Annotated in this window: 14 protein-coding genes; 12 read left to right on the top strand and 2 right to left on the bottom strand. The window is 39.1% G+C overall.

What is annotated here, in order from left to right:
- Nucleotides 1-140: 140 nt before the first annotated feature.
- The 9 genes from Q0954_RS30340 (at nt 141) to Q0954_RS30300 (ending at nt 6,498) form a co-directional block, all read left to right on the top strand.
- Nucleotides 141-485 carry a hypothetical protein gene (locus Q0954_RS30340; protein WP_299464478.1) on the top strand — a complete coding sequence of 115 codons (345 nt, stop codon included), beginning with the start codon at nt 141-143 and terminating at the stop codon, nt 483-485.
- Nucleotides 486-493: 8 nt separating this feature from the next.
- Nucleotides 494-1,009 carry a hypothetical protein gene (locus Q0954_RS30335; RefSeq protein WP_299464475.1) on the top strand — a complete coding sequence of 172 codons (516 nt, stop codon included), beginning with the start codon at nt 494-496 and terminating at the stop codon, nt 1,007-1,009.
- Nucleotides 915-2,123, top strand: a complete 1,209-nt coding sequence (locus Q0954_RS30330; RefSeq protein WP_299464472.1) for an RHS repeat-associated core domain-containing protein — start codon at nt 915-917, stop codon at nt 2,121-2,123. Before Q0954_RS30335 ends, Q0954_RS30330 begins: the two co-directional genes overlap by 95 nt.
- A 24-nt stretch (nt 2,124-2,147) precedes the next feature.
- A complete protein-coding gene (locus Q0954_RS30325) occupies nt 2,148-2,624 on the top strand; it encodes a hypothetical protein (RefSeq protein WP_299464469.1) in 477 nt (158 codons plus the stop codon).
- 224 nt (nt 2,625-2,848) lie between these two features.
- The gene (locus Q0954_RS30320) at nt 2,849-3,268 is read left to right on the top strand and encodes a hypothetical protein (RefSeq protein WP_299464467.1); all 420 of its coding nucleotides are present in this window, start codon (nt 2,849-2,851) and stop codon (nt 3,266-3,268) included.
- Nucleotides 3,205-4,212 carry an RHS repeat-associated core domain-containing protein gene (locus tag Q0954_RS30315; RefSeq protein ID WP_299464464.1) on the top strand — a complete coding sequence of 336 codons (1,008 nt, stop codon included), beginning with the start codon at nt 3,205-3,207 and terminating at the stop codon, nt 4,210-4,212. The genes Q0954_RS30320 and Q0954_RS30315 overlap by 64 nt, the downstream gene beginning before the upstream one ends.
- A 22-nt stretch (nt 4,213-4,234) precedes the next feature.
- The gene (locus Q0954_RS30310) at nt 4,235-4,963 is read left to right on the top strand and encodes a hypothetical protein (protein ID WP_299464461.1); all 729 of its coding nucleotides are present in this window, start codon (nt 4,235-4,237) and stop codon (nt 4,961-4,963) included.
- 222 nt (nt 4,964-5,185) lie between these two features.
- Nucleotides 5,186-5,731 (top strand): RHS repeat-associated core domain-containing protein, encoded by a 546-nt coding sequence (locus Q0954_RS30305; RefSeq protein ID WP_299464458.1) that lies wholly within the window; start codon nt 5,186-5,188, stop codon nt 5,729-5,731.
- A gap of 419 nt (nt 5,732-6,150) precedes the next feature.
- Nucleotides 6,151-6,498, top strand: a complete 348-nt coding sequence (locus Q0954_RS30300; protein WP_299464455.1) for a hypothetical protein — start codon at nt 6,151-6,153, stop codon at nt 6,496-6,498.
- A 215-nt stretch (nt 6,499-6,713) separates the two neighbouring features.
- Here Q0954_RS30300 and phnD read toward each other — a convergent pair whose 3' ends face one another.
- A complete protein-coding gene (gene phnD / locus Q0954_RS30295) occupies nt 6,714-7,658 on the bottom strand; it encodes a phosphate/phosphite/phosphonate ABC transporter substrate-binding protein (RefSeq protein ID WP_299464452.1) in 945 nt (314 codons plus the stop codon).
- A 260-nt stretch (nt 7,659-7,918) separates the two neighbouring features.
- Between phnD and Q0954_RS30290 the strand changes: the two genes are divergently transcribed.
- Nucleotides 7,919-8,836 (top strand): TIGR01777 family oxidoreductase, encoded by a 918-nt coding sequence (locus tag Q0954_RS30290; protein ID WP_299464449.1) that lies wholly within the window; start codon nt 7,919-7,921, stop codon nt 8,834-8,836.
- Here the strand turns inward: Q0954_RS30290 and Q0954_RS30285 are convergent.
- Nucleotides 8,833-9,207, bottom strand: coding sequence for a hypothetical protein (locus tag Q0954_RS30285; RefSeq protein WP_299464447.1), 375 nt, complete (start codon nt 9,205-9,207; stop codon nt 8,833-8,835). The genes Q0954_RS30290 and Q0954_RS30285 overlap by 4 nt on opposite strands.
- Before the next feature lie 548 nt (nt 9,208-9,755).
- Between Q0954_RS30285 and Q0954_RS30280 the strand changes: the two genes are divergently transcribed.
- Both Q0954_RS30280 and Q0954_RS30275 read left to right on the top strand, forming a co-directional pair.
- On the top strand, nt 9,756-10,502 hold the full coding sequence (locus Q0954_RS30280) for a TIGR00730 family Rossman fold protein (RefSeq protein ID WP_299464444.1): 747 nt from the start codon (nt 9,756-9,758) through the stop codon (nt 10,500-10,502).
- 5 nt (nt 10,503-10,507) lie between these two features.
- Entirely contained in the window at nt 10,508-11,479 is a 972-nt protein-coding gene (locus Q0954_RS30275) for a lytic transglycosylase domain-containing protein (RefSeq protein ID WP_299464441.1), read from the top strand.
- Nucleotides 11,480-11,775 lie beyond the last annotated feature (296 nt).

The raw sequence follows: 11,775 nt of genomic DNA, 5'->3' as shown, positions 1-11,775 counted from the left end.
TCTTTATTCATATCTTTTTGATGCAAAGGTAAGCTAGCTAATAGCAGATGTAAACATGTACTTACTGGGAGGGATACCATTCTTCTTTATCACAGAATGTTAAAACTGTAAAGTTCAATCCAACTAAAAAGTACAGCAAAATGTATTTAGATGTTCCTAAGGGATTTATTTGTGATAGATTAGAAGGAGATCATGGAGAAAGCATATATAAATACTTCTATAGGGACTCTTCTATGGTATATATTACAACTTTTATAAATACCCCTAACTATAATTACATTAGAGAGCAGGGAACGTATTATCAAAAATTTGAAACTCAAAATTCAGGTGACACATTATTATTACAAGGTGTAGATAGCTTAGGTTTTTGTTGGAAGAACAAAAGTTTTGGGAAAATTAGTGTTGGATATAAACGCGTCTCTTTGAAAAACAAGGAATTGTATGATAAAATAATTAATAGTTTTAGAAGAAGGAGAAGAAGGTAATACATCACTTGGACAACTTATGCGTGGCTTTTAGGGAGGGAGAAAAGGAAACTTACTGGGCTGATTTAGAGGATATTGATACCGATAAACAGCAAGGGTTTGAATATAAAGAAGTTATTATTTCTTCTGATCCAACGAGCGCCAGCAACCACGCCGCCAAGTTAACGAGTGCCGAACCGTTGGGAATGCTACGTAACCTTGAAGTAAGCAAAGGGGATGTGGTCAAAGTGAAGGGCTATTATGCCGGGAGTGACCCACAACAACGTGGTGAACTGGGGGCTTACCTTAAAACAAGTGAATGGTCACGCAAAGAGTGGCGAAATTTCTACAGAAAACACGCCTTTCTTACTGAACCTTGGCTTGAGTATTACGCCCAGCAACGGAGGCAACAACCCAAATGCGAGCGTGCCAAGCGGCTATTTGAAGTCAGTGTTTTATACACAAGACGGTACTCCGGTGGCGGTTTCTTTGCAGATCAAACATTTGCAGGCGGGCGCTGGGCAATGGCAAGCGTTAGAGCTTAGTTATACCGCTACTGAGCGCGGTTACCTTCAGGTATTTGCCGCCAACGAAAGCGACCAGGAAGTATTCTTTGACGATATGGTGGTGGAGCATACGCCCCAATTGATTGTACAGGAGAATCATTATTATCCGTTTGGAATGAACTTGCGAGGGATTGAGAAGCAGGGGAGGCCTGAGCATAGGTATCAATATAACGGGAAAGAAAAGCAGGAAGCGTTTGGGTTGAATTGGTTGGATTATGGAGCTAGATTTTATGATGCTCAACTTGGAAGATGGCATGGAGTTGATGAGCTATCTGAAAAATATTATGCCACATCTCCTTATACCTATGTGTTAAATAATCCTTTGAAATTTATTGATCCTGATGGAAAAGAGGTAACATTACCAGGAAGCAACAAGGATGTAGCAATGAAATACATGGCTATGATGGCTGCTACAAATAAAGGCAATACAAAATTAAGAGCTTTGGTTAGCTCGAAACATCTATACAGGGTAAGGTCTGTATATTTGTGGAATGGTGCTGGGTATGATACTCATGGTAAGGAAGGACCTGCGCGGACTGTTTATTATAAACCGACTACATATCGGCGATATTATGAAGGCGGAACTGCAAGAAGTGAATATACTATGAATCATGAACTGACTCATGCCTATACTCATGAGAAGTTTCCTGGATTAAGTGAAAATTTACACAGGGAATATGCTGAGAGGGAATCTGTTATATCAACAAACTATATGCGTGCTGTTTATGGTGAAACCTCAATGAGGACAAAATATACAGTGAGTGTTGGGAAAAATAGAGTTAAGGTAATTCCTTTTAGTAGTAGCCCAAGGAATTATAATCCACGAAATGAAAAAATAACAGAGTTTAAAACTGACATTCGATTACAGATTGCTGGAAAGCCTATGACCATGGGATTTAGTTACAATAAAAGCATTGGTGGTCAAAAGTCACAGAAAATGTATCAAATTGGATTGTATGAGAACGGAAAATATGACTATAAAATTTATGAGAATAAAAAAGATTATATCAATGCATTAATGAAGCCTTATAAGGATGAAAGCAACGAAATACGTTCATTTATCAGAGCAATAATAAGCACTAAGGTAAAGTAATAGGTATAATCTAAATATAGCAGAATGAAAAAAGAAACGTTATTATCTAATATATTGACTACGTCATTTTTAGCATATTTTTTATTAGACATACTCTATTATGTATTTAATAGAATGGATAGAAATAGTTCTCCTATTCTTACCCAAAATATTCATGAGAGCCATGCTATAACTTATCTTAAATGGACATTTTGTATAATAGGGTTATTATCTTTATATCTCAATAAGAACGACAAAAAGCAAGGTTTTTTTGGTGTTTGGAGTATTTCAATTTGGGTTTTGTTAATTGCTTTCCTCAAAGGTCAATATATTATGGCAATGGAGGGTAGTATTTTATTCTCACTTTTGGCATTAGAGGTCACAGCATTATTGACACTTATTTTTTGTTTTTTTGTATTGAAGAAGAAATATAATATTTCGATTGTTTATATTGTCTTAACAACAATATTATCAGCACTTATATATTATTTTTTCATAGCACCATTGCCAAACTTCAGTTAAGCACGTCAACAAATCAAATTTAGTTTATATTTTTGCGTTAACTTGCCCAGTGATATTTTCTAAAACCAAAGCCCAAATCATATACAAATGGTTTGGGCTTTTTTTATTTATTATGAATTGAAAAAGAGGAGGTTATGCGTTGTAGAAGTGGCTTTTTGTATAGGTAATTTGGATTAGCTGCCAAACTAGGGGGCGATACCCAGCTACTGGGCCCTTGGAAAACCTTGAAAGTAACTAAGGGGGATAAGGTAAGTGCTGAAGTATACGCCCGCATCAGTGGTGCTCCCAGCCACCCCACGGCAAGTAGCTTAAGTTTGTTGGTGGGTACGCTTGCCCAGGCGTACAATAATAACAGCGAAACGGCTACCAATAACCCTAACGTATTGCAAGTAGGTGTGAGCTTTACACCTGGCAATGCTGGTAGCCAAAGCAGTGGTTTGCCCAATGCTTATTTGCGTTATGTTTTTTATGATGAAACGGGTACAAGGGCGATCCAAAGTGGGAAATTTTTGTTACTTCGGTGGCACATACGGCTTGGGAAAGGCTCCATTTTGATTATGAGATACCCGCCAATGGTATTTTGCAGATTTATATTGCCAACGAAACCGATCGTCAAAATGTGTGGTTTGATGATCTCAAGGTAGATTTTACCCCTCAACTCATTGTACAGGAGAATCACTATTATCCTTTTGGAATGGGCTTAAGTGGGATTGAGAAGGTAGGGAAACCTAATCATAAGTATTTGTATAATGGAAAAGAAAAGCAGGAAGCGTTTGGCTTGAACTGGCTTTCGTATGGACAACGTGAGTACGACCCAGCAATTGGAAGGTTTAATAGAGTAGATCGTTTTGCTGAGAAGTATTACGGTTTTAGTTCTTATCAATATGGTGCAAATGATCCTATAAAGACTATTGATATCAATGGTGATTCAACATTTGTAACGATTACCAAAGATGGTACTTATAGGGTAGTTGGTGGTAACCTGGATGGTGATGATAATGGAATCTATATCAGAAATGAAGATGGAACCGTTGGAGATTTAGTTGGCTATTCTGCAACCCCTCAATCATTCTACTTTGAAGAAGGGGACAGATGGGCAGGTACAATTGATCCAAATGATTTTAGTGGTAAAGCTTTTTTAAATGACTTACTTTATGATACTCCAAACATCTTTTATTATATGCCTAACGCAACAGGTGGCCAAAAATACGATTTTAAGAGACTTGGTTTACAACAAGGCGTTGATGCAGTAGAATATATGTATCGGGGAATGCCTATAATGGGAACCCATAAAAGAGAACGTATTTTTGCCTCTGCAAGAGATGTAGGCAATATGGGAGCTGGGCTTGTTGCTGCTTTAAAAGGATTACCTTGGTCAGTAGCTAGAGCTGGTTACGATGGATTACAAAGTTTACAAGATGGTACGCTTACTACAGAGTCTATGAGTACTAAATATGCAGAGAGGCTTGGTTACATCATAGGTGCTGGGATTGTGAATAAGCAAACGAGTCACTTGAGACTTCCAGGAAATGAACATTTACGTGGTAAGAAAATATTTAACAGACCTCTTAAAAAGAAGGACTACTGATTTGCTATAAATAGGATTAGTTATGATTAATTTTAAGAACCCCTATAATTATATAAAAAGATTAGCGTTGTATGTTTTACTATTTTTTTTGGTGCCTGGATGCATATCAACTAAAAAAAGTACACTACCTCTTGGCTCCAAGCTAGACTTCAAAACCTTGACTAAAGCTGAGCAAATATATTTTTCAGGTGCTTATTTGATTCTTTTATATGATATGTCTAAAAACGCAGAGTATCGTAGTACTTTTCTGCTTTTTTATGATAAACATTTAAAAATGAAAGGTGCAGCATACTTTTCTTCGGAGGGCATAGAATCCATTGATGGTAATGTTATAAAAGGATATTTGAATAAATATAGGAAAAACCGAATTCATCAATACACCAATATCTTACCTGAAAAATATAGCTTGCAATTAATTGAAAGACAGGGAGGTAGTGGAAGGGAGAGTAATAAGGTAATCGAAGATATTCAATTTGATTATTTAAATAAAAATGTAAAACTGTGTGTTAAAACATCAAGTGATAAATATATTGGACTCAGATCAGGCGAAATAAACTTTAATAGTTTTAACAATACTGACACCCTTGAGTTACCTCTGTCTAAAATTCAATTTGATTATAATGCTAAAACTCTCTTCATAACAAAAATAAATTCTAATAATTACCTAATTAGAGATATAATGATATTCAAAAATGACTCTATTCTAGTCAAGTTTTATGAAAAGTTATGGAAAAGACTAGCAAAATCTTAGCTCTTTTAAGCCTTCCAAATGAGACTTGAAAGGTTGAGTAAACATAAGCTGATTTAAAAACCAAAGCCCAAATCATGTGAAAATGATTTGGGCTTTTTTTATTTCTTATAAAACTGAAAGATAGGTAGTTATGAGTTGTAGAAGTGGTTTTTGTGCGTACTTTTGCAAGACAGATAATTTGGGATAGTCGTCTATTAAAGCACAACACCCTGTACTAATTTAGTGCAGGTTTTTTTGTTTTCCTGTAAACGGAGGCAACAACCCAAATGCGACGGTGCCGAGTGGTTATCTGAAGTTGGTGCTTTACCACTAGGAATTGAGAAGCAGGGGACGCCTGAGCATAAGTACTTGTATAATGCGGGAACTGAGCTTGAGGAAACCTTTGATTTGAATTTGTATGAGACGATATATCGAAGATATGACGCGCAGCTTGGACGCTTCCACGGAATAGACGAACTAGCCCCCTTGATGCCTGGTATTACTCCTTATCAATACGCTTTTAATAATTCTATTTCATTGAATGATTCCGCAGGTTTAGTACCTGAAGGTAGTGATGCCATCGAGGATAAACGCCTGGATGATTTGACGAAAGAAAACGAAGAATACGGAAGAAACCAAAACCCCCTCGAAGTCATCACGTTTAAAAGTAGCAGCAGTATTAGGAACCGTAGCAGTACTCGATATTATCCTGATAGAAGTAGAAGCAAGCCCAAGCCAGGAGTAATTGCTGATCCTATAACAGAAGGGTTGCTTAAGCCAATAGCATGAACCACTCTGTATACTATCCCGGAAAATCCTGATCCTGTTGTTTGTGATCCAGGTCATAACATGGTTAGCCTCAAGTTAGAAGAAGATGACCTGAACTATTTTTCCATCACAGTGTCCCAAACGCGAGTAATATGACTGAATTTGTGCAAATTAAGAATCCAGCAGAATTGAGGATATTATGATCACACGCAAAAATACCTGTTACGAAAGTCATCACAGCACAGCAATATACAAGTGCCTTGGCTGCGGCAACTTCCCATGTAGGAATGGGAAAACAAAAGTTATAATATACGTTACCATAATTGTGCGACTACCTGCGTAAAAGTAATCGATGCTGCTGGTTATAAGTCTACCTATTCAACTAATGCTAGACCCAGCACATTACACTCGTGGTTTAAAACTCAACGATAAAAAATAATATGGGAGCATTTTATTACAAGGTTTCGTTTTGCAAAAAGAAAACATCGATTCAAGATATAACTTTTGAATTAAATAGGGTAACTGACATAAAAATCAGTTTTAAAGAAAATAACCTTGTCAGCCCCTCTTTATACACAAAACTTGGATTGGTATTTAATGAAGATCACATCTTAATTATTGGTTTCTCATTAAGACCTGAGCGACACTATTTATTAATATCCTTGATTCAAGCTTTGGTAAATTTAGGAGGAGAGTATAAGTGGGAAAGCACACGATTTAAAAAAAAGCCTGAGTGGTCAGGGCTAAGCTATACAGAAGCAAAGAATGTTGATGATTTGCTTTTTTAGCCCTCCAAAAGATACTTGAGAGGTTGAGCAAATAAAGCCCAAATCATGTACAAATGGTTTGGGCTTTGGTTTTTAACTCAGTGTACGTTACTCATTAGATATATTTAATTCTGCCTTGGTTCTCATACTCGAAAAAATCGTACTGCTTAAGCAAACAGTACGATTTCAGAAATAAGATGGTGAGTGAAGTATTGTATAGAACGATAATGAGTAAACTAGTCAGTATAATAGTTCAAAATGAGCACAAGTTCTTCTAACGAACTGGCCATTTTTCGGATAGGATCGTACCAGGTATTTTGGGCTTTTACAAAATAAGTTTTTTTGCCTGAAGTATGCCATAACTTTTTAAAAGCTGCCTGTAGCTGGGGAGCGTTATCGGGCATTTTCAGAAACGCCTGGCTAATGGCAGCCTTCAGTGACTTGTCAAGTTGGGTGTGTGCTGCTATGGGGCCATTTACTATGGGCGATGATACCCACAATACCTCCACGGCTTTTTTTGAGATTTTTTCGGCAGCCATCATTTTTTGCAAATCGTCGTAAGAGCAGGCGCCCAGGTCTGCCTTGTGGCTGGCTATCTGCCGGATGGTGTTGGTGTGGTTGTTACCAAATATAATTTCTTTAAAATGTGACTCGGTATAGTTGAGCCCCAGCGAATTGAAATAAAGGCGGGGCACCAAATGTCCTGAAGTAGAGGTAGGGTTTACGAAGGCAAACTTCAATTGAGCTGCATTAGACTTTTTTACCACATCGGCTATGGTTTTTATTTTGGTATTGGGGTGTTTTATCAGGCAGCTTTTGTAGGCAGTTGGTTGGCGGGCATCTGCCGACACTACCACCAACGGGTCTATAGCTACTTCGGCCGCCGCCAATATATAGCCAAAGGTATTCAAAAAAGCAATGTCTACTTTTTTGTCTTTGAGCATTTGAACTAGCTCATTATTTTTTTGCGGAAGCAATACCACTATTTTTTTATGGAGTTTTTTTTCCAGATAAGCAGCAATAATTTCACCCGCTTTTTGTCTCTCTTTGAGGCTGCTTACATCGGTGCTTATGCCCACCACCAAAGGGCGCTGTGCAGATGCTATGCTTACACAAAACAAAGTGCTTGCCCAGCAAAATATAAGGGCTGCTTTGATGTACTTTTTAGGAATAATGTTCATTGTAGTATGTCATTTTTTTACTTAGCGAAAGTTACAAATTATCAGGCAGTTAGAGGTTATTAAAAGGTGAAGGAATGTTTATGTTTGTGGGGTGTTGTATAAATAATTGGGGTTGTTTTATGAATTTTGAAGGTTTTTGGTGAGTCATTGACAAAAACTGTCTGAACACTGCTTTTAAGAAAGGATTCAAGGGGGGATTCAGGCGCTTTGGGTTGATGTAAGAAATCAAAACAAAAGCTTATTTTAATTGTTGGTAATGTATGACTAAAACGATACTAATTACCGGGGGAACCGGATTGATAGGACAACGCCTGACCGAACTACTGTTGGCTCAAAAAGGCTACAGTATTCGGTACTTGAGCCGAAGCAAACGTGCTATAAAAAATGTAGAAGTATTTGAGTGGCATCCCCAAAAGGGGGAAATAGATGCAACGGCTTTTGAAGGGGTAGATGCAGTAGTGCATTTGGCTGGAGCTGGAGTAGCCGATAAGCGTTGGACAGAAAGCCGCAAAGATGAAATATTGAAAAGCCGTACCCAATCTACCGAGTTGATTGCTCAAACCATTCGTAAAATGTCTACCGCCCCCAAAGCATTGGTCAATGCCTCGGCCATAGGCTATTATGGTATCAACACTGGCGCCCAACTGCTGCACGAAGAAAGTCCGGCGGGCAACGATTTTTTGGCAGAAGTAACCAGTAAGTGGGAAAACGCCACCAAAGAAATAGAAGAACAAGGCATTAGAACCGTAAAAATAAGGGTAGGCGTGGTGCTTAGTCCCCAAAGCGGCGCTTTGCCCAAGTTGCTTCAGCCAGTACGTTTGGGTTTGGGGGCACCATTGGGCAGCGGCGATCAGTACATGTCGTGGATACACATAGATGACATTGCCCGTATATTTATGAAAGCCCTGGAAGATGAAACCATGCGGGGTGCGTATAATGGGGTAGCTCCTGCACCCGTTACCAACGCCGAAATGACCAAGCGGTTGGCTTCGGTGGTGCACCGTCCTGCGTTTTTGCCCAATGTACCCGCCTTTATGCTCAAGATGATGCTGGGCGAAATGGCATCTATTGTATTAGAAGGCAACAAAGTATCTTGCGATAAGATTATAAGGGCAGGCTTTGAGTTTGAGCACCCTGGGCTGACCGAAGCCTTGAAAGATTTGCTAAAAGAAAACTAAAACCTGATCAGGCTTTTGTAAATATCTGTTTTGGTGAGACACAGTGATTGATCAAAATGAAATTTCAACAACCATTTGGCTTGAGCCATTACCTGATCGCTTACAATGGGGGAGGAGGCACTGATGAAGAATCCTTGTTTATTTTGGGTAAGCTTAGAAGGAGATAAACCCTGTTTTTTGCAAAATTGAATGACCGATTTGGGCGAAGATTGCAATGGCACCTTTGCAGAGACAACGCCTTGAGCGCTGTCTTTTTTCATTCCTTGCCATTTAATCAGCTCAGGATTGTGACGGTGGGTAATGGGGTCGAGGCAGGCGGGTAGCCCTAACAACAAAATGCTGCCGAATATATACAGGGTAAGTTTTGTCATTGACTATTCACTGATTTTTTCTACAATCGCGTTTAAGTATACCTTGAGCATGTCAAAGCTATATTATGTGGTATGTGTAACTGTTTTCTGCCTTTTTTTGTTTGATAGTTTACCACTAAATACCGTTGATTAAGCATTGTTTGTTGAATATTAGACAAGGCGATTTTTCTTTTAGTCAAAGTCAAAAGTAAATATGGCTCAATTTAGATGAATTACATTCTCTGGCGAGTCGAAAAAAATGGCGAATAGCCTTAGGCAAAAGCGTAACTAAATCACTACAAGGATGTTATAATATAACACAAACCCTGCTTTGGTACTTATCTTCTTGAAAAAAAACTTGCTTTTAAAATCTAAAATAATAGTTTTGTAGGCTTGCTTAAATTTTAATGCGTCAATTTCAGCCCTGTATTGAAGTTAAGCGTTAAAAGTGATACGGTCAAATACAGCAGACCTCACCCCACTGAAAACCTACCCAAATATAGACAAAAATATTGGCTTGGTGGGTACAAACAGGCAAGTCACATTTTATTCATAAAAAACATATATACATGCAAACAGATAATGAATCACAATCGGTAAATCACGAAGATGAAAGAAAAATCCGCAAATCTTTTAACCGCTCACAGCGCCCGTGGGCACAAATAAGAAGCTCCGACTCCTGGGGTATATTTAAGGTGATGTCTGAGTTTGTAAACGGTTACGAATCTATGGCTAAAATAGGTCCCTGTGTCTCTATTTTTGGTTCGGCACGTACCAAACCCGATCACCCACACTATAAAAATGCTGAAAAAATTGCTGCCAAACTGGTACGCCACGGTTATGGGGTAATTACCGGTGGTGGTCCTGGTATTATGGAAGCCGGAAACAAAGGAGCTTACGAACAAGGAGGTAAGTCGGTAGGGCTTTGTATCAATTTGCCATTTGAACAAGGCAACAATGCTTATATTGACACTGATAAAGTCATCAATTTTGACTACTTTTTTGTGCGCAAGGTAATGTTTGTAAAATATGCCCAAGGTTTTGTGGTAATGCCAGGAGGAATGGGTACTTTAGATGAGCTTTTTGAAGCAATTACCCTTATCCAAACCAAAAAAATTGGTAAGTTCCCTATCATCTTGTTTGATAGCAGCTATTGGGGAGGGTTGGTTGATTGGCTTAAAAGCACTGTGGCACAAAAAGCGCACAATATCAATATAGAAGACCTGGATCTTATTACTGTGGTAGATGATGTGGACGAGGCAGTGCAGGCAATTGATGAATTTTATAGTAACTATAACTTGTCACCCAACTTTTAAACGTTTTGAAAAACACACTATTAGTTATACTCTTGCTGGTCAACCTAGGACTGGCAGGGTATATTTTAACCTCTCAATCACAAGCGTCTAATCAACCCACTCACCCAAGTACTGGTGCACCAGCTCCACAGGCTTTCAAATTTACCAGTGTTCCCATTCCTTCATCGGTCAGTTTTGCCGGAGAAAAAGTACCGTTGCAAGACCCCGAAGTGCGCGAACGCCTGGAACAAGAGCTGGTACAAACCGCCTATCGTCATAGTCGCACCATCATGAACTACAAGCGTGCTGGGCGTTGGTTTCCTCAAATTGTACCCATTCTCAAAAAAAACAACATCCCCGAAGACTTTAAGTACATTGCCGTGGTAGAAAGTAATTTGCTCAACCTTATTTCACGGGTAGGTGCTACCGGGTTTTGGCAGTTTATGCGTGCCACTGGCAAGCAATACAAACTGGAGGTAAACAAAGAAGTAGACGAGCGCTACCATAGACTCAAAGCTACCAAAGCCGCCTGTAGGTATTTGAACGACGCCCATGGTATTTTTGGCAACTGGGCACTGGTGGCAGCTTCTTACAACCGAGGCATGGGAGGCATTCGCAGCAATGTAAACCGCCAAAAAGTAGCTTCATACTATGACCTGTTTCTCAATGCCGAAACTGCCAAGTATGTAATAAGGGCAGTAGCCGTCAAACTCATTTTTGAAAATCCTCAAAGCTACGGATTCAACATACCCGCCCAGCAACGCTATCAACCCATTGATTACCGCAAAGTAACTGTGACCGAGAGCATCCCCGATTTGGTTGATTTTGCCATTAAACAAGGCATCAGCTATAAAATACTCAAAGTGCACAACCCTTGGTTGCGCAGCAAAACACTGACCATTAAAAAAACAGGTGCAAGCTATACCATTCTTATTCCCAAGGATGCCAAACCCAATGAACCTTTCAGGCAAGAAGACATACCCAAGATTCGGTTATAATCTTAGGTATATCATAGCACAGGCAGAAATAACTTTTTACTCTAGTGCATTGGGTACTAAGTTACTCACATATTAGCTATGCTGAGCTCGGCACAGTAGAACTGTAGCCTCGGTTCTTTGGCGTCCCCGAATCAAGTTCGGCTTACAGCTCCGAGCTTGTTCTCGGAGGACTATGAGCTTTTGCCCCCTGACTTCCTCGTAAAAAAGTTAGATAGCTAAGGTTCCGATATGCATCGCATTGGTCAGGGCTTAAAATTCCGCCTGTAAAAACCAGCTTCAAGTTGTGTTGAATCACA

The sequence above is a fragment of the uncultured Microscilla sp. genome (assembly GCF_947493425.1).
Classification (GTDB): Bacteria; Bacteroidota; Bacteroidia; order Cytophagales; family Microscillaceae; genus Microscilla.
The sequence above is the reverse complement of the archived record's forward strand: the minus strand, read 5'-3'. Positions and strand labels throughout refer to the sequence as shown.

Bases quoted from the DNA above. Each gene is read 5' to 3' on its own strand.
- Q0954_RS30340 (WP_299464478.1), top strand. From the start codon at position 141: ATGTATTTAGATGTTCCTAAGGGATTTATTTGTGATAGATTAGAAGGA.
- Q0954_RS30325 (WP_299464469.1), top strand. From the start codon at position 2,148: ATGAAAAAAGAAACGTTATTATCTAATATATTGACTACGTCATTTTTA.
- Q0954_RS30310 (WP_299464461.1), top strand. From the start codon at position 4,235: ATGATTAATTTTAAGAACCCCTATAATTATATAAAAAGATTAGCGTTG.
- Q0954_RS30300 (WP_299464455.1), top strand. From the start codon at position 6,151: ATGGGAGCATTTTATTACAAGGTTTCGTTTTGCAAAAAGAAAACATCG.
- phnD (WP_299464452.1), bottom strand. From the start codon at position 7,658: ATGAACATTATTCCTAAAAAGTACATCAAAGCAGCCCTTATATTTTGC.
- Q0954_RS30290 (WP_299464449.1), top strand. From the start codon at position 7,919: ATGACTAAAACGATACTAATTACCGGGGGAACCGGATTGATAGGACAA.
- Q0954_RS30285 (WP_299464447.1), bottom strand. From the start codon at position 9,207: ATGACAAAACTTACCCTGTATATATTCGGCAGCATTTTGTTGTTAGGG.
- Q0954_RS30280 (WP_299464444.1), top strand. From the start codon at position 9,756: ATGCAAACAGATAATGAATCACAATCGGTAAATCACGAAGATGAAAGA.